General features: G+C 59.9%; 19 protein-coding genes. All 19 read left to right on the top strand.

The features are described 5' to 3' along the window. Positions 1-203 precede the first annotated feature (203 nt). The 19 genes from Q0C23_RS03210 (at position 204) to Q0C23_RS03120 (ending at position 24425) form a co-directional block, all read left to right on the top strand. Entirely contained in the window at positions 204-1697 is a 1494-nt protein-coding gene (locus Q0C23_RS03210) for a YdiU family protein (protein WP_291510940.1), read from the top strand. 82 nt (positions 1698-1779) lie between these two features. Continuing rightward, complete coding sequence (gene miaB, locus Q0C23_RS03205) at positions 1780-3129, top strand: tRNA (N6-isopentenyl adenosine(37)-C2)-methylthiotransferase MiaB (RefSeq protein ID WP_291510961.1); 1350 nt, start codon at positions 1780-1782, stop codon at positions 3127-3129. Further along, on the top strand, positions 3129-4121 hold the full coding sequence (locus Q0C23_RS03200; RefSeq protein WP_291510939.1) for a PhoH family protein: 993 nt from the start codon (positions 3129-3131) through the stop codon (positions 4119-4121). The genes miaB and Q0C23_RS03200 overlap by 1 nt, the downstream gene beginning before the upstream one ends. Beyond that, positions 4118-4621: an rRNA maturation RNase YbeY gene (ybeY, locus tag Q0C23_RS03195; protein WP_291510938.1), complete on the top strand. Its 504-nt coding sequence runs from the start codon at positions 4118-4120 to the stop codon at positions 4619-4621. The genes Q0C23_RS03200 and ybeY overlap by 4 nt, the downstream gene beginning before the upstream one ends. Further along, positions 4614-5492 carry an HlyC/CorC family transporter gene (locus Q0C23_RS03190; protein ID WP_291510937.1) on the top strand — a complete coding sequence of 293 codons (879 nt, stop codon included), beginning with the start codon at positions 4614-4616 and terminating at the stop codon, positions 5490-5492. Before ybeY ends, Q0C23_RS03190 begins: the two co-directional genes overlap by 8 nt. A gap of 46 nt (positions 5493-5538) precedes the next feature. Further along, the gene (gene lnt / locus Q0C23_RS03185; RefSeq protein WP_291510936.1) at positions 5539-7065 is read left to right on the top strand and encodes an apolipoprotein N-acyltransferase; all 1527 of its coding nucleotides are present in this window, start codon (positions 5539-5541) and stop codon (positions 7063-7065) included. Positions 7066-7288: 223 nt separating this feature from the next. Beyond that, entirely contained in the window at positions 7289-8506 is a 1218-nt protein-coding gene (locus Q0C23_RS03180; protein ID WP_291510935.1) for a hypothetical protein, read from the top strand. A 1155-nt stretch (positions 8507-9661) separates the two neighbouring features. Further along, the gene (locus Q0C23_RS03175; protein ID WP_291510934.1) at positions 9662-10063 is read left to right on the top strand and encodes an N-acetyltransferase; all 402 of its coding nucleotides are present in this window, start codon (positions 9662-9664) and stop codon (positions 10061-10063) included. Positions 10064-10068: 5 nt separating this feature from the next. Next, entirely contained in the window at positions 10069-10878 is an 810-nt protein-coding gene (locus tag Q0C23_RS03170; RefSeq protein ID WP_291510933.1) for a PhzF family phenazine biosynthesis protein, read from the top strand. Positions 10879-11135: 257 nt separating this feature from the next. Next, positions 11136-13847, top strand: a complete 2712-nt coding sequence (locus tag Q0C23_RS03165; protein ID WP_291510960.1) for an endo alpha-1,4 polygalactosaminidase — start codon at positions 11136-11138, stop codon at positions 13845-13847. Then, positions 13831-14679 carry a hypothetical protein gene (locus Q0C23_RS03160; protein WP_291510932.1) on the top strand — a complete coding sequence of 283 codons (849 nt, stop codon included), beginning with the start codon at positions 13831-13833 and terminating at the stop codon, positions 14677-14679. The genes Q0C23_RS03165 and Q0C23_RS03160 overlap by 17 nt, the downstream gene beginning before the upstream one ends. Beyond that, positions 14676-16319, top strand: a complete 1644-nt coding sequence (locus Q0C23_RS03155) for a tetratricopeptide repeat protein (protein WP_291510931.1) — start codon at positions 14676-14678, stop codon at positions 16317-16319. Before Q0C23_RS03160 ends, Q0C23_RS03155 begins: the two co-directional genes overlap by 4 nt. Next, positions 16316-17830 (top strand): hypothetical protein, encoded by a 1515-nt coding sequence (locus Q0C23_RS03150; protein WP_291510930.1) that lies wholly within the window; start codon positions 16316-16318, stop codon positions 17828-17830. The genes Q0C23_RS03155 and Q0C23_RS03150 overlap by 4 nt, the downstream gene beginning before the upstream one ends. An 18-nt stretch (positions 17831-17848) precedes the next feature. Beyond that, positions 17849-18385: a hypothetical protein gene (locus Q0C23_RS03145; RefSeq protein ID WP_291510929.1), complete on the top strand. Its 537-nt coding sequence runs from the start codon at positions 17849-17851 to the stop codon at positions 18383-18385. A gap of 2 nt (positions 18386-18387) precedes the next feature. Then, positions 18388-19671, top strand: coding sequence for a PelD GGDEF domain-containing protein (locus Q0C23_RS03140; protein WP_291510928.1), 1284 nt, complete (start codon positions 18388-18390; stop codon positions 19669-19671). Then, positions 19668-20573, top strand: coding sequence for a hypothetical protein (locus Q0C23_RS03135; protein ID WP_291510927.1), 906 nt, complete (start codon positions 19668-19670; stop codon positions 20571-20573). Before Q0C23_RS03140 ends, Q0C23_RS03135 begins: the two co-directional genes overlap by 4 nt. Further along, on the top strand, positions 20573-22069 hold the full coding sequence (pelF, locus tag Q0C23_RS03130) for a GT4 family glycosyltransferase PelF (protein ID WP_291510926.1): 1497 nt from the start codon (positions 20573-20575) through the stop codon (positions 22067-22069). Before Q0C23_RS03135 ends, pelF begins: the two co-directional genes overlap by 1 nt. Positions 22070-22071: 2 nt before the next feature. Further along, positions 22072-23442, top strand: a complete 1371-nt coding sequence (pelG, locus tag Q0C23_RS03125) for an exopolysaccharide Pel transporter PelG (RefSeq protein ID WP_291510925.1) — start codon at positions 22072-22074, stop codon at positions 23440-23442. A gap of 8 nt (positions 23443-23450) precedes the next feature. Then, positions 23451-24425 carry an NAD-dependent epimerase/dehydratase family protein gene (locus tag Q0C23_RS03120; protein ID WP_291510924.1) on the top strand — a complete coding sequence of 325 codons (975 nt, stop codon included), beginning with the start codon at positions 23451-23453 and terminating at the stop codon, positions 24423-24425. Positions 24426-24619: the final 194 nt, after the last annotated feature.

Raw genomic sequence — 24619 nt, 5'->3', positions numbered from 1 at the left:
CGCCCGCAATCCTCGCGACCGCGTGCGCAAACCCCTGCGGCCGCGCCGCGAGCGCAGCTCTGGATGGGCCCGAAAACGGAGCATCATGGTGCTAGCATAGCATCCGTGCAGCGCTGGCGTTGAGAGTCCTGTAAGCCCCTTGTGCGACGCGGCCCATCTCTGTCATGGTTGAGCGGCTTGGTCACGGAGTGAGTCTTTTTGCCATGTCTGCCGCCGATCCCCACTGGTCCCTCGCCTTTGAACACAGTTTTGCCGAACGTCTGCCCGGCTGTTATCAGCCCTGGCAGCCGGCGCCGGTGCCGGCGCCACGACTCGTGCTCTTCAACCGGGCGCTGGCAGCGCAACTGGGCCTTGGCGAAATGGAGGAGTCGGCCCTGGCGGAGTTCCTCTCAGGCCGGCGGCTGCCCCCCGGTGCCCGTCCCATTGCCTTGGCCTATGCTGGGCACCAGTTCGGCCACTTCAACCCGCAGCTGGGCGATGGCCGCGCCCTGCTCCTGGGCGAGATCCGCGATCCCGCGGGGCAACGCTGGGATCTGCACCTCAAGGGTTCCGGGGCAACTCCTTATGCCCGTGGCGGCGACGGCAAGGCGGTGCTCGGACCGATGCTGCGGGAATACCTCATGGGTGAAGCCATGACCGCTCTGGGGATCCCCAGTACTCGAGCCTTGGCCGTGGTGGCTACGGGTGAGGCGGTGCAGCGGGAGCGTCCCTTGCCGGGCGCGGTGCTCAGCCGGGTGGCGCGCAGCCACATCCGCGTCGGTACCTTTCAGTATCTGGCCATACGGGACGATTTGGCACGACTGAAGGATCTGGCCGACTACACCATCGATCGTCACTATCCGGATCTCAGTGAGGACCCCAACCCCTACCTTGCGCTACTGCGGCGGGTGTTGGAGCGCCAGGCCGAGCTCATCGCCCAGTGGCAGGCGGTCGGTTTCATCCACGGCGTCATGAACACCGACAACATGAGCATCGCCGGCGAGACCATCGATTACGGGCCCTGCGCCTTCATGGACCGTTACGATCCCGCCACGGTGTTCAGCTCCATCGATCACCAGGGCCGTTACGCCTATGGCGAGCAGCCGCGCATTGCCCAGTGGAATCTGGTGCGTCTGGCCGAGTGTCTGGTGCCTCTGGTGAACGATGCCGACGAGGAACAGGCCATCGCCCTGCTGACGGCCGAACTCAATCGCTTCCCTGCGGTTTTTTCAGAGCAGTGGCAGCGGCGTTTTGCCGCCAAGCTCGGACTGGCATCAGCGGCGCCGACGGACGATGGCGTGGAGTCCTTGATCCGCGGCTTTCTGGAGCTCTTGCAGGCGGAGGGGGAGGACTTTACGCTGGCCTTTCGGCGCCTGGCCGCGCACCTGCGGGGCACGGACGAGCGCGCCCTGGGCCTCGCGCCCTTGCCCGCCAGCTGGGACCCCTGGCTGCAGCAATGGCATCGGTACATCGATGGTCGTAACGAGGATCCGCAGCAGCTGGCCGCGCGTATGGATGCCTGCAATCCCATCTACATCCCGCGCAACCACCTCGTGGAAGAGGCCCTGGCAGCGGCACAGTTCGATCAGGATCTCGGGCCCCTTCGGGCACTGCTGGAGCGTCTGCAGGATCCCTTCACAGCCCGCGCCGACAGTTTTCGCTACAGCCAGCCCATGCCGGCAGAGTGGGGCCCCTATCGTACCTTCTGCGGTACCTGAGCGTTTCCGCCGGTGACGCGCCCTTGTCAAGTATCGGCACGGCCCCTATCATCTGTTTTCGGGTAGCGGCGTGAGACGATCATTGCGGTACTTATATATCAAGACCTTCGGTTGCCAGATGAACGAGTACGACTCGGAGCGCATCGGCGATCTGCTGGCCGCCAGCCACGGTCTCGAGCTCGTGGACGATCCCGACCGGGCCGATGTGCTGGTGCTCAACACCTGTTCCATTCGCGAGAAAGCCGAAGACAAGGTCTACACCCAGCTGGGTTTCTGGCGCCCCTACAAGGAAAGTCGTCCGGAGGTCATCATCGCCGTGGGCGGCTGTGTCGCCAGTCAGGAAGGGGAATCCCTGCGGCGGCGCGCCCCCTTCGTCGACATCGTCTTCGGTCCGCAGACCCTGCATCGTCTGGCCGATATGTTGGATGCCCGCCTTGCGGAGCGCCGACCGCAGGTCGACCTGCGCTTTCCTGAGCTGGAAAAATTCGATCGCCTGCCGCAGCGTCCGGGCCGTGAGGGCCCCACGGCCTTCGTCACCGTCCAGGAGGGCTGCGACAAGTTCTGTACCTTCTGTGTGGTACCGCATACCCGCGGCCGCGAATTCAGCCGGCCCATGCCGGATATCGTCCGCGAGGTACGGCAGCTGGTGGATCAGGGCGTGCGCGAGGTGACCCTGCTGGGACAGAACGTCAACGCCTACCGGGGCGCCACCGGCCTCATCGGCGAGGGCGATCTGGCCGAACTCTTGGAGCGTCTGGCGCGCATTCCCGGCCTGCTGCGCTTACGCTATACCACGTCCCACCCCAACAATCTGGACGATCGTCTCATCGCCGCTCACCGCGATATCCCGATTCTGGCCGCGCATCTGCACCTGCCGGTGCAGAGTGGCTCCGATCGGATCTTGCGGCGGATGCACCGTAAGCATAGCGTGGACAGCTACCTCGACAAGATCGAGCGACTGCGAGCGGCGCGCAGCGACATCCGTATCTCCTCCGACTTCATCGTCGGTTTCCCCGGGGAGACGGACGCCGATTTCGCAGCCACCCTGGACCTCATCGAGGCGGTGCGATTCGATCAGTCTTTCTCCTTCAAATACAGTCCCCGCCCCAATACGCCGGCGCTGAAGCTCAAGGACAGCGTGCCCGAGGGGATCAAGGACGAACGTCTGGCGGTGTTGCAGGGGCGGATCACCGGTCTGGCCCGGGCCTATAGCGAGGCGCTGGTGGGAACGGTTCAGGAAGTCCTGGTCACTGGCCCCTCGCGCCGTGACCCGCGTGAGTGGACGGGCAAGACTTCCTGCAACCGCTCCGTAAACTTCGCCGGACCCGCCAATCTCAGCGGTCGGATGCTGCCTCTGCGGATCACCGCTGCCTTGGCCAACAGCCTGCGGGGTGAGATGGTGCCGTCCGCGGCTGCCCGTCTGGCGGGCTGATGGCAGCAACGGAGCCCCCCAGTACCGGCGCCACAGCTCACGCCGAGTTCATCGCCGACCTGGCGACTTCGACCCAGCTGGCGGAAATGGCGGGCCAGCTGGACGCCCATCTCAAGCAGATAGAGGCGCAGCTGGGGGTGCTGATCCTGCCCCGGGGCAGCCACTTTCACATCAGCGGTCCGGCCGAAGCGGTGCAGGCGGCACAGCAGGTGTTGCTGCAACTCTACCAACAGGCGCGCCAGGGCCGCAGCCTCACGGCCCAGTGGGTGCACCACAGCATCCAGGGGGCGCGGCTGGACGCCGAGGCGACCCAGGCGGGCGATGCCGGTGCCGGGGTACAGACGCGCAAAGGGGTCATCCACGGGCGCGGGGTGCGCCAGCGCCGCTATCTGGAGGCCATCCGCCGTAACGATCTGACCTTTGGCATCGGCCCGGCGGGAACGGGCAAGACCTATCTGGCCGTGGCGGCCGCCGTGGAGGCTTTGAGTCGAGAGTCGGTACAGCGCCTGCTGCTGGTGCGTCCGGCGGTGGAGGCCGGAGAGCGGCTGGGCTTCTTGCCCGGTAGCCTCAGCGAAAAGGTCGATCCCTACCTGCGCCCCCTCTACGACGCCCTCTACGAGATGCTGGGCTTTGAGAAGGTGAGCAAGCTCATGGAGCGTCAGGTCATCGAGGTCGCTCCCTTGGCCTACATGCGCGGGCGCACCCTCAACGAAGCCTTCGTCATCCTGGACGAGGCCCAGAACACGACGCCCGAACAGATGAAAATGTTCCTCACGCGCATGGGTTTCGGTGCCAAGGTCGTGGTCACGGGCGATGTGACCCAGGTGGATCTGCCGCGCGGCCAGCCCTCGGGTCTGGTGCAAGCCGTGGAGATCCTGCGCGGAATGTCCGGGGTGGAGATGGTCTTTTTTCAGAGCGTGGACGTCGTCCGCCATCCCTTGGTGGCCCGTATCGTCGAGGCCTACGATCGCGATCGTGAGTCGTCCTCGTGACGCCGACCTTGCGTTTGTCCCGCCGCGTCGACGAGAGCCTCGAGCCCGGCCTGCCGCCACCGCCGGGACAGCGCAGTTGCCGCGCGGCCATCGCCGCCGCCCTGACGGTACCCTCGCCGCGGCTGGGCGAAACCGGCATCGTTGGCCTGAGTCTCGCTTTCGTCGGCGCTCAGGCCATGGCCCAACTCAACGGCCAGTTCCGGCAGCGGCCCCAGCCCACCAACTGTCTGTCCTTTCCTGCGCCACGGCAGTCCGGTCCCTATCGTCAGGATTTCCTGGGGGACATCGTCCTGGCCCCGTTGGTCGTGTTGCAGGAGGCGGCGGAGCAGGCCAAACGGCCCCGGGATCACTACCGTCACCTGCTCATCCACAGCACCCTCCACCTCCTCGGCTACGACCACGAGGATGCCGCCGAAGCCGCGCGCATGGAGGCGCTGGAGACCCAGTTGCTGGCCCAAATGGGTGTGGCCGACCCATATCAGAACCCCGACCATGAGTGAAGACCGAAGTAGTCCGGAGCGCTCCCGCAGCTGGTGGGCGCGTTTCACCCAGTCCCTGCGCGGCAATGTGGAAGATCAGGACACCCTCCTGGACCTCATCCGTGAAGCCGGCGAGCGCCAGATCATCGATGCCGAAGCCGCGCGTATGGTGGATGGCATCTTTCGGATGGGCGAGCTCAGCGTGCGGGATGTGATGATTCCCCGTGCCCAGATGGAAGTGATCGAGCTGGATCTGCCCATCTCCGAGATCATCGCGCGGGTGGTGGAAGTGGGCCACTCCCGCTTTCCGGTGGTGGGCAACGATCGCGACGATGTGCGCGGCATCTTGCTGGCCAAGGACCTTCTGCGCGCCTGCGGCCAAAGTCCGGAACCTCCGCGCTTGACGGATCTGCTGCGGCCCGCCACCTTCATCCCCGAGAGCAAGCACCTGGATCACCTGCTCTACGAGTTCCGTACCGGTCGTCACCACATGGCTCTGGTGGTGGACGAGTACGGCGGGGTGGCGGGACTCATCACCATCGAGGACGTGCTGGAGATCATCGTCGGCGAAATCGAGGACGAGTACGACATCGAAGAGGATGTGATGGTGGTACCGCGCGAGGACGGTGACTTTCTCGTCAATGCCGTCATCACCCTGCAGGAGTTCAATGCCCAGTTCCACGCGGAGTTGGACGACGAGTATGCCGATACCCTGGGCGGTTGGTTGAGCAATCGTCTGGGGCACGTACCGCGGGTAGGGGAGGTGGTGATGGTGGGGGGACTGCGCCTCGAGGTCTTGCGGGCCGATCGCAAGCGCGTGCAGATCCTGCGCCTCAGTCTCCCGCGTGAAGCGCGGACGACCGAAGCGACCACGCCTGCGGAACCTTCCTGATGTCAGACCATCGGAGAGGGTGCAGACCTCGGGAAAGGGGAACGGGATGGCGGCAAGCGCAAGCGTAGCAGTGCCGGGTGAGGCAAGACCGGGCTTGGTCTGGCGGTTGCTCCTGGCTATGTTTATGGGCGCCCTCTGGCCCCTGGCCTTTGCACCCTTCGATTATTCCTTTCTGGCCTTTCTGCTGCTGGCGGGACTTTTTCTGGTGAGCGCTGGCGCCCGCAGCGCCAAATCGGCGGCGGCCATGGGCTACCTCTTCGGCTTCGCCGCCTTTGCCGCAGGCACCTACTGGATTGCCATTACCCTGCACAATTTTGCCCATATGAGCTGGATTCTGGCGGGTGCCCTGGTCGGACTCTTGGCGGCGTACTGCGCCATCTATCCGGCTCTGGCTCTGGGACTTGCGCACCGTTTCTTTCCAGGGCCGGCGCGCTGGCTGGCCGTGCCGGTACTCTGGATTCTGTCCGAATGGGCTCGTTCCCGTTTTGCTACGGGCTTCCCGTGGCTTGCCACCGGTTATACCCAGACGGAGGGTTTTCTCGGCGGACTTGCCCCTTGGCTCGGTCAATACGGCGTCGGCCTCGCCACCGCAGTGGTCGCGGCAACGGCCGCCTGGGCCTGGACGCAGCGCCGGGACGTCCGTGCCCTGTGGGCGGCCATCTCCACCGTGCTCCTGATCTTTGCCTTGGCGCTCTTCGCCGGGACCGTCCGCTTTACCCATCCGCAAGGATCACCGCTCCATTTCCGGCTGCTGCAGGGCGATATCCCCATCTCCGAGAAATGGAACCCAGAGCGGATCGATGCCATCCTGACCCGCTACGCTCGACTCATCGCCGCCTCTCCACCCGGAACCCAGCTCATCGCCCTGCCGGAGACGGCCTTCCCCATCTTTCAGACGGAGATCCCTGGCCTCATCGCTCACCTCCAGGATTGGTCCGCCGAGCATGACGCCACCCTCATCATCGGCATTCCCGAGTCCAGCCACGGTAAATATTACAATGCCGCCATGGAAATCCACGGGCACGACCCCCTGCGCTGGTACCGCAAGCAGCATCTGGTACCCTTTGGCGAATACATTCCTTTTCCAGCCATTCTCGGTCCCATCGTCCACGATTTTCTGCCGGGACTCGGCAGCTTCACGCCGGGAGTGGGCAGCTCGGTCCTGCCGGTGGACGGGCAGAAAGCCGGTATGAGCATCTGCTATGAGGAGTCCTTCTCTCGGGATGTGCGCAAGGGCGTGGTGGAGGGCGCGAGTTTTCTGCTCAATATCAGCGATTATGCCTGGTACGGTCACAGCATTGCCTCGGCGCAAAGCCTGCAGATGGCAGCGATGCAGGCCCGGCAGGAGCAAAAACCCGATCTGCGCGCCACCAATACCGGGATTACCGCTGTCATCGCCCCCAATGGTCGGGTACTTGCCAGTCTGCCCCAATTCATCGAGGCCGGACTCGACGGCGTGATCCAGCCCATGGCCGGACGTACTCCCTATGGACGTCTGGGCTCCTGGCCCTTGCTTCTGCTCTCCTCGGCTCTACTGGCGCTGGCCTGGTGGCGCCTCCGCCGCACCCCTTGAGCGCAGCTAGCTTCCCCAGCACGGCGCTGCATTCTGCGCCTTCGCCAAAGTTCGACTAAATTTCCTCTGTCTCTGCCGCCGTCGCGTTGATGGTCGCCCGAATACGGCTGCGGGCTTGGGATGACGTTCGGATAGCCCCATTCTGCATCGTCCTAGCTCGAATGCAGGACGCGCGTGCGGATGGGCGGGCGAATCCGATGACGGACCTCACACGGGAGGTGGCGTGGCTCTGTTCGGTTTCGGAAAGAAGAAATCGCAAGCGCCGGAGCGCGAGCGGGTACCTGCGCCGGGTGCCCCGGGAGGGCTCCGCGCCGCAACGCCGCCGCCTGCGCCCGCCGCACCCTCGCCGGCATCCAGTGCCGTCTCGCCAACGTTTCAGGAAAACGTGGAGATCGCCGTCGAAGATCTGCTCGCCGAGGCGGACGTCTACTGGACCTACGGACGCTTTTCCGAAGCTCTGCCCTTATATCGCTGGTGGCTGGAGACCACAGGGGCGGGAACTCCTTTCGATGAAGGAAAATCCCTGCAGCTCAAGGTGGCCCGCAATGCCGTGGATGCGGCCACCCAGGCCCAGGACTTTGGCCAGAGCATCGAGATCCTGAAGCACCTGCAGAGCGCGGGATATCCCGAGAGCTTCCTGGCGGGATGGGGCCTGATGGCCCTGCGCATGGACCCCAGCAACTTCGAACTCATCACCTTCTGCAATCAATTCCAGGGGATTGGCGACGACATCCAAGGCATCATCAAAAAAGAAGAGCTGCGCAAGGAAAGCGCCGCCGAAAAACGCGCCCGACTGTGGAAGCGCAACCAGCTGGACGCGAACCGCGCGGTCGTCCAGAAAGGTGGCCGCCTATCTCGTCTCACCTGGGATTTCGTGGACCGAGGCGGCGATCTGTTGGCAGCGGCGGTAGCGCAGATCGAGGACCCCGAGCGTGCCATGGCCCTGGCCGCTATTGCCATGACACCGATACAGATGAGCCCCCGGGAGCGTCAGGTCCTTGCCACCATGGGTGGCGCCGGCCTCCTGGAGGACGACGCCGGCGGGCTCGATCCCGCCTTCAACGCCGAAGCCTTTGCCGCGCTCTACGAACGTATGACCGCCGAAGTCCTCAGCCACCCTCGCAATCTTGGCGTGCAGTCCGAGCTCCTGCGTATTCTGCACAACGAAGGCCTGCTGCAAGATTATGCTCGCTGGCTCCTGTACCTGTTCCTGGTACTCTTCGCCTCCGGCAACGCCGGCCGCGATCTGCGCACTCGCCTGCTAGCTGCCGGCAAGCTCCTTGGACCGCACCCTCTGTGGGATCTGCTGGCGAGCCGCCCCAATTGGCAACAACTGGAGACGTGGCGCTGCCAGTATGAAGTGCCGGAACCCGCGCAGATCTGGCAGGGGGTCAATCCGCACTACCGCGACCTCGTCCGCCCGCTGGGCGATGGTGGATGAACTCGGTGCTCACCGTGGAATGCCGAACATATTCCCTGGTTGTTGACTGTACTTGTGTGCGGCGTCGGGTGGTGGAATGGCACATATACAGGACGCGAACCCGCAGGGCGTCTACGGCCTGCAGCTTGTACCATGGGGTTTTGGTCATGGATGTGGCATTGCTCTGGCAAGTGTTGTCATCAAGTCTCCAGTGGATCATTTTGTCCGGTGGAGCAGCTGTTGAAGGCTGGAAACGGCTATCCCGTTGGGATAGCCTTTGATAAGTAGGGGTGTTTGGGGTCGACCTGAACGACGGCTCAAGACTGGAAGCGGACATTCAGCAGCGGAAAGCAAATGGTATCACCAGAACAGACCGTGTTCTTGACGGTCCCTATCGGTCAATTAGGACCCACGATTTTTGGTGGCCAATAAATAGATGTTTTTTATTGTATTTACGCACTAATAGCAACGATAACCTACATATTCGGCTAGTTACGCAAGAACTTTCTGCTGCATTCTATATACTTCCCTCAATCTAGTTCGTTCTACACAGGAGGAAACGAGTGATCAAATCTACGGTTACATACGGTAGAGCCCTGGGTCCATCCGGGAAGGGACGCCGGACACCCATCAGGGAGCTTGAACAGATGGCCGACGAACTGCGCGTGGTGCCAGATCCGATTTCTGGCGAATACACCAAATTGGCGTAGTGTCTTCCCGATGCCGATACAACAGCTTCGGGGGGCACACCAATACCCTGAGGAGGTGTTTTATTATCAGTGGCCGTCTCCACGATGCGGCATTCGATATGTGGCTGGAATCGGGACACTATGCCAGTAGGCCAGCGGGAGAATTTCGTGGGCCATTTAAGGCAGATGTGAGATGTGTTGTCTTGGAGATATCATTTCCCAATCGGACTGCTGACAATATCAGCAATGAAAGCGTAGCGTAATGCTTACCTGATTAATGTCCTGAGTTGTAAAACCGGGAGAGAATTTGCATGCAACCATTCAGTTATAGGGTCGGTATGGTCTAGAACGCTGCGTATTTGCGCGCTCAGATAAGGGCAAAGAAATGATCTGTGCACCCCTCATTCGAGAATTACGGCAGGATGACGATGCTGCTTAAAGTTTACTCTGGCGGGATGTCTTGCAACCATATGGACAATATTTCTGCATGGCCACAGGAAACGATGTCCCCGCAGGGATTCCCACGCGAGGAGAGGAAGCCAGCTTCACCTTGGGTGTTTTCGAGAAACATGCACGGGTCGGAATTGTCAGTTTGGAGCGGGATCGCGGTGTGAAGTTGCGGCACAAGACGCCACTTTTCCGCATGTTCGTTACGCAGAAGTCGGCTGGCCGTGGCTTCGGTAAGTCGCTGTTACAAGGGGCACTCTCCCGGACACGAGACATCGATGATTTACGATACACTCATCTGACCGCTCTGGAGCAAAACCAGCGGGTGCGAGCTCTGTACCGTTCGCTTGGCTTTTCGGATTTCGTAATGGCTCCAGAGGCTGTTCGAATGGATCCCAATTATGTGGTCGAGGTAAAAGTGATGCGATTCCTCAAAGGGTGAATACCATGAAGCTGATGCAGTACCAAATCGATGCCTTTAGTCGTCAGGTTTTTTCCGGTAATCCGGCGGCCGTTGTTCCTCTGGACCAATGGCTTCCCGAGGCAGTGATGCAAGCCATTGCAGAAGAAAACCACCTCTCCGAGACCGCCTTTTATGTCCCGGCGAAAAGCTCCGGTACCTTCTATTTACGCTGGTTCACACCAGCTGTTGAAGTAGATTTGTGCGGCCATGCCACCTTGGCAACAGCACATGTGCTCTTTCAGGAACGCGGATTTCCTGGAGACGAGATTGCCTTTGACACCCGTAGTGGCATATTGCGGGTCAAAAAAATGCCTGAAGGCCGGATTTCCATGGATTTCCCGCTTCGGCCCCTGCATCTAGTAGAAACGCTCCCGTTGATGGAAAATGCATTAGGGCAAAAGCCTCTCGCGGTGCTGGCGGGCGACGACTATGTCGTGCTTTTTCGCGACGAAGCGCAGATTCGCGCTATCCATCCCGATATGACTGTGTTGCTGGGCCTGGATCTGCGCGGTGTGGTCATTACCGCCCCGGGAAAAGACTGCGATTTTGTCGCACGATTCTTTGGACCGAAAGTCGGGGTTCCCGAAGACCCTGTTACTGGCTCGGCCTACACCGCACTTGCCCCGTATTGGGCAAAAAGACTGGGGAAAACCATGCTCAATGCGCGGCAGATTTCTCAGCGTGGCGGTGAAATTCATTGTGGTGTTGCACTTGATCACGTCACTCTCACGGGTGCTGCGGCTACTTTCATGGTGGGAGAGATTCGATTGCCAGAGGTCCATGAGGCGCTATGAACGAATGGCCGCCGGGCCGAGACCGCGTGATGCGGCTGAATCAGACTGGAGACAGACGTTAAGTTGGGGTATTCTCTGATGGATAGGCTCGGCTGTGGCCGGGACAGGCTGTTAGCAGACTTGGGTTTGGTTGAAATCTGCCGCTATTTCTAGTGCGATTTATGAGAAAACGTCGTTTAGGGTCTGCATGTCCTTTTGAAGATATACGAGGGTTGGCATTGATCACACGGCGTTGGCTTTCTCTTTTGACAATCTTGGTGCTTTGTTCTTGGACGCCCTTGCTCTGGGCGGCACCCCAGAATGCGCTGCCCAGTGTCGGCCTCTACTATGGTTCGGGGCCGGTTCCGGTGGCCTTTCACGACTTCGACTGGCTCATCGTCAATCCGGGCGAGCAGCGTCTGCCCAGCGATTTTCCCGGACAGCAAGTCTTTTCCTATGTCAGTGTCGGTGAGACGGTCCCCGGTGACTCCCGCTATGCACAGTTGCCAACCGACTGTGTTTTGGGTAGCAATCCCCATTGGGGCGGTAAGATCATCGATTTGGCCAAGGCCAGTTGCCGAACGTATTTGCTGCAGCAGGTAGTCGACCCCATCTGGGCACAGGGCTACCGCGGATTTTTTCTCGATACCCTGGATTCGTATGAGTCCGTTACCCAGGGTGCAGCGCGCGGCGCGCAAGAACAGGGGCTGGTGGACCTGATTCAGGCCATCAAGGCCGCACATCCCAATGCCAAGCTCATCGCCAATCGCGGCTTTGCGGTGCTCCCGCAGATCCATCAGGATCTTGTTGGAGTGCTGGCGGAGTCCTTGTATCAGAGTTGGAGTCAGGCAGATCACCGTTATACTCAAGTCCCGGAGGCGGAGCGCACGGCCTTGGTACGGGAGCTACACAAAGCGCAGGGCTATGGGCTACCAGTGATCGTCGTCGATTATATGCCGACGTCCCTGAACCGGAAGGGTTGGTGGGAAGATGCAGAACGGATCCGCCAAGCGGGTTTCATTCCCTATGTCAGCAATCCCGAACTCACGGCAGTTGGCGCTGGGCTACGCGAGCCCATGCCGCGTAAGGTGCTGATTCTCTACAACAGCACCCAGCCAGAACAGTACAGCACCCCCTTCGCTAACGGCGTCATGCCTCTGGAATATCTTGGCTACATCCCGGAATTCCGGCGTCTGTCCCAAGGTATGCCGCCCGCCCCAGTTCCGGGGGAATATGCGGGGGTTATCTTCTGGAGCGACGGAGACCCGGTGGATGATGTCGCCGCGCTTTCCAACTGGATCCTTGCAGCCAAGGCGCAGGGAATTCCCATCCTGCTGCTGGGAGATTTCCAAAACGACCTCGACGCCAAGGCATTTCAGGCGTTGGGGATGGCCGCGCCCAGCTCCGTTGACACGGCGTCCGTGCGTCTCTTGCACGCTGCGACGCCAATGAACTACGAGATGTCCATCACCCCGAACCCGCGAGACTTTCTCGCTACCAAAGCCCCGGCAGGGAGCCAGGTGTGGCTGCAACTGCAAGATAGCAGTGGTGCCCGCGAAGATGCCGCGGCCATTACGCCTTGGGGCGGCTACGCGCTCAGTCCGTATATCATCACGACCCTGCCCAACAAAGATACTCGTTGGCTGATTGACCCCTTCACCCTCTATCGGAAAGCGTTTCGTCTGCCCGAGATGCCCGTGCCGGATACCACCACCGAGAGTGGTCGGCGTCTCTTTATGGCCCACACCGATGGCGATGGTTTTGTGAGCCGCGCTGACTTCCCCCCTTATCATATTGCCGGTCAGGTCTACATGGACCGGATTCTCAAAAAATACCAGCTGCCTTTCACCGGTTCCATCATCGTTGGCGACCTCTTGCCGGGAGATCGCGGGCTCTATCCCGCCCTTGCGCCCTTGGGTACCCAAGTGGCTCGTGAGATTTTCCGTTTGCCCTATGTCGAGATTGGCTCGCACATGTGGTCGCACCCCTTCAACTGGCCTGCTATCGAGGCGGGAAAGAATTTCCCGGGTATCAATCTGCCAGTACCGGGGTACAAGTTCAGCCCGTATATGGAGGCGGTGGGAGCGGCCAAATGGATCGACAAGCATTTGGCGCCACCGGGCAAGCAGGTGGTGATCGATCAATGGTCGGGTGACTGCGAACCCGACGCCCAGGTGGTAGGCTTGGCCTACCAAGCGGGGCTGGAAAACATCAATGGCGGTGCCAGTTACATCAGCAAGAAAGACCCCAGCATTACCGCTGTTCCGCCCATCGGCATTTTCCGCGGCAAATGGTTGCAGGTCTTTGCCCCCGATGCCAATGAAGACTACTTCACCAACCAGTGGCACGGCCCTTATTGGGGGTACATCAATGTCATTCAAACCTTCGAGATGACCAATAAGCCGCATCGGTTGAAGCCCATCGATATCTATACCCACTGGTATACAGCGACAAAGCTCGCGTCTCTCTCTGCGCTGGAAAAGGTCTACGACTGGGTGCTGAAGCAATCCATTACCCCTGTTTTCGTCGCCGATTACGCGAAGATCGCCAACAACTTCTTTACCATACGCATAGCTCGTCAGGGAGATGGTTTTTGGATTGGTGGCGCCCAGGCCCTGCAAGAATTGCGGATGCCCAAAGAGCTGGGTTATCCCGACCTGCACAAGAGCCAGGGAATAGCCGGCTATGATGCCACACCCAACGGTCGCTGGTATGTACACATGGACGGCCAGGATTCCGTATATCTTGCCCTGCAGTCCACGCCGCCAAAAGAACCATTTATCGTAAGCGCCAATGCGGCCATTGCCGACTACCAGCAGAATAACCATGGCTTTTCTGCGCGGTTGCTCGGTACCGTGCCGTTGCAGCTACAACTCGCCAATGTCCAGGCCTGCCAAGTCCGTGTCAATGGCAAAGCCGCTACCGTGACTGGTTCCGGCCAAGTGCAGAGTCCTGCGCACCATGCTCGCATTGATGTCCATTGCCCCTGAGCCCGATGTCGAGGTGCGTATGCGCCTCTTTCGACCGGCAAGCCTTCTTTTGTTCGGCGTGCTGGTCGTTGCCGTAATTTTCGCGGTAGCTTGGCAGTATGGCTGGCATGGGCGCCTGGCCTTCAGCGAGTCCGCCGGTGATGCCCGCGCGCAAATCCAGAGTGCGGCCTTGATGCTGCAGAGTGGGCAGTACCGCGCGGCCGAAGAGCAGCTCGCTCCCATTCTGAAGAATCCGAAAAATCCCCTCTATCGTCAGGCGAAGCTGCTCCAGTGGCGGATTGCCCGCACCCAGGCCCTCGCCATCCCTCCCCAGTCGCCAGCACGTCAGCGAGCGGAGGCCGGACTGCTTCCCTTGCTGGATGGCCTGCTGCAGCTTGGGGGCTGGACGCCCCCAGAACTGCGCTCATTGGCCAAAGATGCCTTTGCCGTCGGCGCGTACCGACTGAGCGCCAAGTTTTGGATTGCAGCCGCCAAAGCCGATCCAAGCTTTTCCATGCAGGGCCAGTGGCAGGCGGCCAAGGCTTTGGCGGCTGGCGGAGATGCCGCTGCAGCGGGACAGATCTTGCTCGATCTGGCGGCGAAAACCCCCGATCCGGCGCGGCAGAAAGCCCTCCTTTTTCAGGGCGGGCAGTGGCTGCAGGGTGGAGCAGGTGCCGCCGTTGCCCTGACTCGTTGCCAGGTACTGCTCGCCCGCAGGCCGGAGCTTTGGCAGGATCGCCAAGTGGTCCTCTTCATGTCCCGACTCGCCATGGCAGCGGGGCAGCCGGCTTTGGCGGCACAATGGCTGCATAGCGAGCTCCTGCGACCAGAACAGGCAGGGAAATCCTCATGAAGCGAGCGACCACTATACTCTGCTGGCTCTGTTTACCGGTACTGGCGCACGCCAGTCCCAGCGTTCCACAAGATTGGTGGAAGGCACCTGGAAGCCTCGCCGCCGAGGACGCCCAGTGGCGAGCCAACTACCTGAAGCACAAAAAAGATGCCAATGCCTTTGCGGCGGATCTGCAGCAGAGTCAGAAGACGGGCAAGGGCATGGCATATCTGGACCAGGGCGGCGTTTCTCCTTCTTGGTACAAGCCGCCCATTGCGGTGCAACCCTTCCCCAGTGCGTACTCCGCCCAGCTTTATGATCTGGCTTACCGCGCCTTTTTAGAGACCCATCGCTTGCAGGAGGCCTATCGCTTAGCGTATACAGCGGTTCTGCAACGTCCAGAGGATCGCCGATGGCGCCAGCGACTGATCCAGGTCTCTTTGTGGCTGGGACAGCGGGATCAGGCCTTGACCCAATGGACTTGGCTCGCCCAACATGGGGACGCAGCGGCCACCCGCCAGGCCGTTACCCTCGCGGTGGGCTTGTCGCGCCCGGATCTGGTGGTCCAGCTTCTCAGCCCCGCTGCTCGCGCCGGTACCCTCGGTGACACCGATTGGAAGGCGCTGATTTTTGCCTACGGCGAGTTGGGAGAGCCCGATAAAGCCTTGGCCGATATCGATGCTGCCCTACGGCGCGGCGGCCCGCGTCGCTATCTTCTCGAACAAAAAGCATACCTCAGCTACCAACTGGGACAGGTGCACCAGAGCCTGGCGGCTCTGCAGCGCAGCGTGCAACTCTACGGATCGACTCCGCACCTTGCGGTGGAAGAGGCGCGACTGTTGTCGATGCAGGGTAACTATCGTCTTGCCTTTCAGGCCCTTGAGCAGGCGCGCGCCTCGGCAAATCTTGACGATGTCCCCTTCTGGCAGCTCTATGCCTTGCTCGCCTGGGAAATACACAACGACCGAGCCGCCTTTGCGGCAGAGAAAACCTTGTATTTACTCGGAGCTGCCAGCCAGTACGATCTGCAACGCTTGGTCCTGCTGAGCGGGAAGGAAAACGCCCGGGCGGCCATGCATGTCGCGGAGCAAGGCTGGCATCGCTACCACCTACCGCTTTTCTACTTTGAGGCCGTCTACTACGCCGGCGTCGCACAGGAGTGGCATAAACTCGGCACCCTGCTGCAAGAGATCCCACCCAAAGACCCCGATGGTATCCGCAACTATCCCGCGTACTGGATGGCCGTGGGGCAATGGGCAAGCTCCCAGGGGGATTACGATCGTGCCGGTCGCGCTTACGCCGAGGTCTTGCGCCTCAACCCCGAAGACGAAATAGCGCAGAGCAATCTGCTATGGATGCTCATCGACCATGATCGCATTGCAGCCTTACGCGCTCTTTTGGTGGGCGATACCTTACACCCGGCACCGGGGCTGCGGGACGCTGTCGCCAGTGTGTTGGAGCGCATTGGGCAGTATCGTGCAGCACTCTACGTGTATGGGAGCAAAAGCACGGCGCAGAACGACACGCCGCAGGCACTCCTGCAGCAGGCGGGTCTCTGGGCAGAAAGCGGTAGCCCAGGCTTGGCTTGGTCGCAGCGTCGCGTGGCTGCCTGGCGGAGTTATGAGGAGCTGGAGCGCAGGCAGTCGAGAGCGCAGCCATGAGCCGGCGCGAGTATTATGGTTTTTTTCTGGTTTCTGGATTGGGCGTGCTGTGCTACGCCCCCGGCGTATTGGCCGCGGAATCGACCACCGATCCGACGCCAGTCGGCCCGGTCTCGGCGGATGCCCCGATTTCCTCGACCGCCATCGAAAGGGCGGCGGACGTGCCGACGCCTTCGGCGGTATCGCCCTTTGCCAACGATCCACTACGTACTTTGGCCGATAGCCTATCGTCTTCGCCCAGTCTTGGTGATGCTACTCGTCGTGTGCTCTTTGCGGAGGCAAAACGTGGCGACTATTTGCCCGCCATCTCCTGGGCCTTGGCCCAGGGCTACTGGGGACTGGCACAAGTCCTCATCCAGAACAATCCGCAACCCACACCCGATTGGGCAAAGCTGAGCCTGGCCCTGCACCGTCACGATGGGCAAGAAATGGCGAAGTTGCTGCAACATCCGGAGCGCCTACCGGTACGCGATCGTCTGCAGGCGCAAATGGATCTGGGACAATACGCCCAGGGGCGCAAGGACGCCTTGGCGGCGATGGAGATAAATCCTTACGATTGGCGTCTGCGGCGGGAATATCTGCAGGCCGTGCGCAAAAGTGCAAGCTATGCGGACCTCTCGGGCTCTTGGCAGAGTTTCAATGGCCTGAGCCAGATTGGTCCGCACCTACGCGGTCGCCTCGCCCTCGGTAATGCTTGGGGGATACAGCTTGATGCCGACGCCTTGCGCCAGTCGGCGTCGAGTTCGGCACAGTTATTATCTGTGCCGGGCTGGAGTCAGCGTCAGGCGATTGGTCTGTACTGGCAGCATCCCGACTGGGACATCCAAGGGCTCATCGGCAGTTACCAAGGAGTGCGTAATAACCTGACCCTGAACCTCCAGGGCCGCTGGCAATGGTCGGCAACGCGGAGCCTTACCGGCACTTTGGCCTACCACGATCGCAGCCTGCAAAGTCCAGCCCTGGCTGTGGCGGGCATGTCCAACCGCATCGAATGGCAATTGACGCAGCAGCTGGGTTCGTGGATGGCGGGAGTTGGCGCTGGCTGGCGGCAATACCAAGGCCAAGACGGGGTCGATCTGGGCTCCGATCTTTTTGGCGAGGCGTCGTTGTCATGGCGTCATGGCCTGGGCCCATGGGAGCTGCAGCTGGGACCCTTCGTCGACTATCACGATCTACATCGCAACAGCCAGATCGAAGGTGTCGTCGCACAAACCCTCGCGCCAAGCGCGCGCAACATCGACTCCGTACTGCCCGGGAGTTATGGCGATGTTGGTGTGAGGCTGCAGTGGGGGCAGTGGGAGCGCGCCATCGACAGCAATTGGACACCGTACCTAGCAGTAAGTGTCTACGACAATACCCGCTACGGTATTCAGTACCAGCTCGATACGGGGGTCAGTACACCGGTTTTTGGGCCCGATCGTTTGCGCATTGGCTTTTCCCAGGGGCAGGGGGGCAATGGTCTGGCCATCAATCAACAGATTTTCAAGATGGGATACCGCTTTTATTTTTGAACAGAGGGAGTCGTGACGATGAGATGGCGATCGCTGCTGGTTTCGGTAGGATTTTTGGTGCTGCTTTCGGGCTGTGCCGGTATGGACCTGCGCACGGCGAAACCCTTGCCCAAGGTGCGGGATGTGGCGTGGGCTGTGCTACCTTTTGCCAACAACACCGAAACACCCATGGCCAATGCCCGCGCCGCCGCCTTGGCCGCCGGAATTCTGCAAAGTGATGGGCAACGCGTGGTCGGTACGCTGCCGATCGATACCCGCACCCAGGATCTGCTCGGTGGCAACTGGAAGCAGGAGTACGCCAGTGCTCTGGCGGCGGCGCGCAGTAATGGCGCCCGTTACGCCCTGGCAGGAAGTGTGGATGAGTGGACCTACCGTGCCGGTATCAACGCCGAACCCGAAGTCGCCATGACCCTGTGGGTGGTAGATGTGGCCAACGATCGAGTGGTGTGGAGCGGTGTTGGCAGTGCCCACGGCGGCAGCCTCGGGCGTGGCGGTACCGGCGGCATTGCCCAACGCCTGATCCAGCGCCTCTTGGATCGGGCTCTGGCGCGCTGAGCATGAGGGTGCTGACAGCGATCCCGCGGCGTGGCGAAGGCTGGCTGGAGGCGATCCTCTTGCCAGTATTGGCCCTGCTGCTCACCCATTTTCTGGTGCCGCAGGATCCGTTGCTACTGCAGCAACCCTTTCCTTGGCTGTTGCTCGTGCCCTTGCTCATCGCCCTGCGCTACGAATTCCTGCCGGGAGCCCTGGCTACCTTGACTCTTGCCGCAGCCAACCTGTGGCATCCCTATCCGAGGGATATTTTGCTCCCCGATGCCGCCGGCACCCTATTGGTAACCCTCATCGCCGCCGAGTACGCCTCCCACTGGGCGCGGCGTGAGGCCGGGCGCGCCTTGCAGGAGGAAATCACCGCTACCCGCCTGCGTCAGCTGGCCGATGATCTCTACGTAACCCGTACCTCTCTGGATCGTCTGGAACAAAGCTTACTATATCAGCCCGTTTCCGTGCGGAGTGCCTTGCAGGAATTGCGCGACGATCTGCGTCAGCGACCAGGCGGCTTCGACGCGCCGGTGCTTGAAAAGATTCTTTACTTTCTCAATCAGTTGGCCGGCGTACAGGTGGCCTCTTGGTACCGTTGGGAGGCAGGGGAGTTTCGGCCGCGCCGACTGGCCGCCCTGGGACCTGTAGTGGAATGGGATGGCGCCGATCCGGTAGCCCGCGCCGCCCTGGCCGAAGGGCGTAGTCAGCAACTGGCAGAGCTGGAACTGGAGCGCATTCACCATTACTTGAGTGTGCATATCCACGGCGGGCAGGGACAGGACCGCGATCTGCTCTGCATCGAAGACATGAGCTTTTTTGCTATCACCTTCGAAAGCATGAAGATCATCGAGGTCTTCTTTCAATATCTGTGCAACTATCGGGATGCGCGCCGAGGTGCCGAGGAGATCTTGTCCCGTTGGCCGGATTGCCCGGTCGATTTTGCTGCAGATTTTTTGCAATTACGCAGCCTCGCGGCGATCGTGCCGGAGGTCGGCACTTGTCAGCGTTATCTGTTTCGCGCCGGTCGAGAGGCCCAGGAGATCGTTCGCCGCATTCAGAATCTGCGCCGCGGCCTGGATATCTTCTGGGTCCATGAGGGTGAAGGGCATCTCTTGGTTCTATTCTTGCTGCCCTTTGCCGGCACCAGCGCCGCCGAAGGGCAACGAGCAAGGGTGGAGGCAGAACTGCTGAAATGCTGTGCGAACCTTTGGGAAACCGCCTTTTTGCGCGCCGACTTTGTTCCGGTCGATGCTCGACCTGCTGCAGAACAGCTCGCACGCTGGTTGGAGTGGTGTCCATGATGCGCTGGCTTCTGAGCGATCTACTGATCTCGGTGCTGGCGATTCTCCTGGCTAGCTACCTGGTGCCCGTCGTCGACCGCAAGGGCCGGCGTCTGGCCGCACTCCTCTTTGCCCTGCTGTGTTTGGCACTGCCCTTCATCGGTGCGGTCTTGACCCTGGTCTATGCCTTTGCTTTGCGCTCCGTGGCGCAGCGAATCCACGAAGCCGAGGTGGAACCCATTCTCTTACCGCCCCCGGCTAGGGATTTTCGTTTGCGACCATCGCCAGTCGCTCCCGGTGCCATTACCGCTCGCTTGCAAGGAGCGCGAGATACCCAGCAACGGGTAGAGGCTCTGTCGCAGGTCATGAGTTCTCGTTTTGCGAAGCAACTGCGCCTGCTGCGCAGCGCCCTGCGCGATGAGGCCGAAGAGGTTCGCCTTCTGGCCTACGCCGCTCTGGACCAGCGCGAGCAGGAAGATACCGAAATGCTCGTCGACCTGCAGCGACGCATCGCCGCCCAGCCCACGGGCCCCTTGTCCCGAAGGTTGCGGGAGTATCTGGCTTGGTTGCGTTGGAATATCGAACATTCCGTATCACAGGAAGTGGCAGAGCCGAAGGTCCGCCTTGACGGTGTCAGCACCGCGGATCGTTCCGCAGACAAGGAAAATGCACTGGAAGCCCCGCCCTTACTCTTGGGTCTCCGAGCCTTGGAAGACGGGCAGCCCGATGCGGCCCTCAGATATTTCGACGCTGCCCAGCAGGAAGGAGTAGATACGGCAATCCTCGCTCCCCATCAGGCTGCTGCACACTATCTGCGTCGGGATTTGCGTGCCGTACGAGAGGTGTATCGCCACCATCCGGAACTTTCGATTTCCCCACGCTACGGGTCTTCGTACCGCTTCTGGCAAGGGAAGGTTTCCTGATGGATCGCAAAGAGGCGAACTCTACGGATATCTTGCTGCTATTGGAGGGCACCTTTCCCTACGTGCGTGGTGGCGTTTCGTCCTGGGTCAAGCGCATCATAGAGGGTTTCCCAGAATATCTTTTCGGCATTATTTTTCTTGGTAGTGCAAAAACCGACTACGGCCGCAGCCAGCCGTATGCGCTACCGGAGAATGTCAATTATTTTGCCGAATATTTTCTGTATGACGAGGGCAATCAACCACCTGCGGTTAGCCCAGGCAAACTTAGGCTGGATGTAGAACAGCTGCACCACGCCCACGTACAGATGCGAGCCTGTTTGCAGGGTGAAGTCTGCCCGCTGGAGAACTATGGTCTGGCCGAGAATTTTGGCGTCAGCCACGCAGAATTTCTCCATTCACCCGCTATCTGGGATTATTTTTTGCAGCGGTATGCCGAAATTCCCGATCAACCTCCCTTTGTCGATTATTTCTGGACGATACGCGGTATGCACACGCCCTTGTGGTATTTGCAGTCCGCTTTGCAGGCGGCGCCGCGGGCAAAAATCTTTCTTTCTCCATCAACGGGCTATGCGGGCTATTTAGGAGCGCTCTTGGCGGCTCGCCAAAATCGGCCATTGATCATTTCTGAGCATGGTATCTATACCAAGGAGCGCCGTATCGATCTTCTCATGGCTCGCTGGATCCAGGAGGATGAAGAATTTCTGCGTCGACCAGGACAAATTCATTACTTACGTCAACTCTGGATCCATTTTTTTGAATTTCTCGGCAGACTTGCTTATCAACAGGCTCGGCACATCGTCAATTTATACACCGGAGTGATTCCTTTGCAGTTGGCAGGTGGCGCGCCGCAAGAAAAACTGCGCACCATTCCTAACGGTATTGGTGTGGAGACCTTGGTGCCAGCACGGCGGCCATTTTCTGAGAGACAGGATGTGATCGCGCTGATTGGGCGCGTGGTACCCATCAAAGACATCAAGACCTTCATTCGGGCTGCTGCGCTACTACGGCAACAGGGACGGGCAACACAGTGTTGGGTTGTGGGACCAACGGAGGAAGACGAAGAGTACTTCGCCGAATGTCAGGTTTTGGCGGCGCATCTCGGTCTGCAGGAGAGCTTGCGTTTTCTCGGTTTTCGCTCGGTGGTGGAGGTGTTGGCCGCGGTACGGCTCACGATTCTCAGCTCCATTAGCGAGGGATTGCCCCTTTCGGTGCTGGAGAGTTTTGCCGCCGGTGTGCCCGTCGTGTCCACCGATGTTGGTTCCTGCCGGCAGCTGCTCTATGGGGATACATCTGCGGAAGGAGAGCGACCCGCCGGAATCATTGTCCCCATTGCCGATCCCAAGGCCCTGGCCAGTGCGATCATTGCGCTCCTCGACGACGAGGAGCGTTGGGATCGTTGCAGTCAAAACGCCATTGCCCGGGTAGAAAGCCAGTATCGGGAAGAGCAAATGTTTGGCCAGTATCGACAACTCTTCACCCAGGCGTTGACGGAGTAGATATGGCCGGCATCGGTTTCGAGTTGCGACGTATTCTGCAGCGTAAGAGCTACCTCGCCATGGCTGAGGCTTATGGCTATGCCGGCCTGGTTTCTTCGGGGCCTTGGTTGCTTTCTATCTTTGGTATCCTCCTCCTGGGATTTCTTGCCGTTGGCGCTCCCCCCGCGCACGGCCCGATCATCCAGTTTCAGGTGTCGGTCACCTATCTAATTTCGGTATCTTTGATTTTTACCGGTCCCTTACAACTATTATTTACCCGCTATATTGCCGATATGTTGTTCGCGCGTCAAAAGCGTTCCGTGGTGACCATTCTGCTCACTATGGTGGTAGTGGCAACTCTCCCCGGTGCCCTTTTTGCAGCGGCCGTATTATTTTTCTTCTTTGGCGGAACGCCCACTCTTTACCAAATCCTCATGGGGGTCGCCTTCGTCGAACTCTGTGGGGTATGGGTACTGACCATCATGGGAACCAGCCTGAAAGACTACAAAGCGCTCGTGATCGGGTATTTGTTGGCGTATACCCTGGTGGTCGGTCTAGGTCTGCCCTTGGGCCGACAGTACGGATTAGATGGCTACCTTTTAGCCTTCACTATCGGTCAACTGGTCCTGCTGCTCGGCCTCGGGATCCTGGTCATGCGGCAATTCCCCGGCTTTCTACAGTGGCCAGAACGCCAAGCTAATCGTCTGTTCTGGTCGCTATCTCTGGTGGGGGCGGCCTTCAATCTAGCAGTCTGGGTCGACAAGTTCTGGTTCTGGTTTTACCCCAGCACCAGCGCGGCGGTCATCGGGCCGTTGCGCGCCTCCCCAATTTACGACGTCCCCATATTCCTGAGCTACCTCTTGATCGTTCCTGGTTTAGCGGTCTTTTTGTTCCGATTGGAAACCGATTTCGTCGAGGCCTACGACGCCTATAATCGCGCCATTGTCGAGGGCGGAACCTATGGAGAATTGCGCAGCGCCAAGCTGGGCATGATCCTCGCTACCCGCGCTGGGCTTTGGGATATTGCCAAGACTCAAGGGATCACCGTGTTGCTGGCCTTTGCGTTCACCCAACCTTTGCTTGCCCTCTTGGGGTACTCCGAAAGTTACGCGCGGATTTTCCAATTTGATGTTATCGGCGTAAGTCTGCAGTTGCTCCTGATGAGCTTGTTGAATGTGTATTTCTACCTGGATCTGCGTGGCCGCAGTGTCCTGCTCGCCATGATTTTCTTGCTCGGAAATTTTTTCTTTACTTGGGTGACCTTGTTGCTTGGCCCCTTCTTTTACGGTCTGGGATTTCTTGGCGCACTCTTTGTGGCCGATGTTCTTGGGTTATACCTATTGGCCCGGGATTTGAGAAGAATTGATTATCTGACGTTTGTGCGAGTGAGATAAGGATGGATATGAAAAATGATGCGGGCGTGATTCTGGTGATCGGGGGAGCCGGCTTCATTGGGTCCCACACCGTCGATTTGCTACTGCAGGAGGGTTACCAAGTACGGGTACTGGATAATTTTTCGACGGGACGCCGAGAGAACCTACCCGATGGTGCCCCTCGTCTGGAGGTTATCGCCGGAAGCGTGGAGGATTCGAATCGGCTGGAGCCCGCTTTCGACAATGTGCGAGCGGTCCTCCACCTCGCTGCCCAAGTCTCGGTACAACGCAGCGTCGAGAATCCCGTTTACTCCTGTGAACAGAATATTGTCGGCTTTGTGCGTGTTCTGGAAGCGGCTCGCAAACGGGGTGCACGGGTGGTCTATGCCTCGTCGGCGGCGGTCTATGGGGATCCTGAGATTTTGCCCCTGCACGAATACGGTCCCATTCGTCCCATCTCCCCCTACGGCTTAGAAAAATACAGCAATGAGCTCTACGCCGAGCTCTACGGCAGGATGTACGGGCTTTCGCAGCTCGGTCTGCGTTATTTCAATGTTTATGGGCCACGCCAAGATCCCAATTCCCCCTACAGTGGAGTGATCTCCCGTTTCATCGACCAGTTACGTCGTGGGGTGCCGTTGACTGTACGCGGGGATGGCTTGCAGGAACGGGACTTCATTCACGTCTCGGATGTGGCGAGAGCCAATTTGGTTGCGTTGACCAAATCCGTGGATGGTGTTGTCAATGTAGCTGGTGGGCAGACCTGCACGATTCTACACTTGGCTGAGACGCTCATTGCCATGAACGACAGGCCTGCTGAGATTCATTGGGTTCCGAGTGTGGATGGCGATATTCGTCGCTCTCAGGCGGATATTAGTCGTATGAGAAAAAATCTTGTCGACCCAATCGTCTCTCTTGAAGACGGCTTGCGAAGTGTAAAGCAAGAGAATGGATTTCCTGACGAAGCGATATCATCAAGCGCGTTTCACGCGTTTCCTAGCTGAGCGCGCTCCCTCCGTTGTCTGGTCTCATAAAAATCTGGCTTGGTATATAACACTGTGCGAACCGCCGCTTTTGCTGCAAAGCGCCCACTGTTCCCACCCGAAACACCTCACAGTGCGCTAAGTAAGCCACATCACCCACGCGCCAGCAACCGATCTAGCGCATTAGCAAAGGCTTGGCGATCCGCTTGGCTGAG

The organism is Acidithiobacillus sp. (genome assembly GCF_023256195.1).
Classification (GTDB): Bacteria; Pseudomonadota; Gammaproteobacteria; order Acidithiobacillales; family Acidithiobacillaceae; genus Acidithiobacillus_A.
Note: the sequence above shows the minus strand (reverse complement) of the source record. Positions and strands in the feature narration are given on the sequence as shown.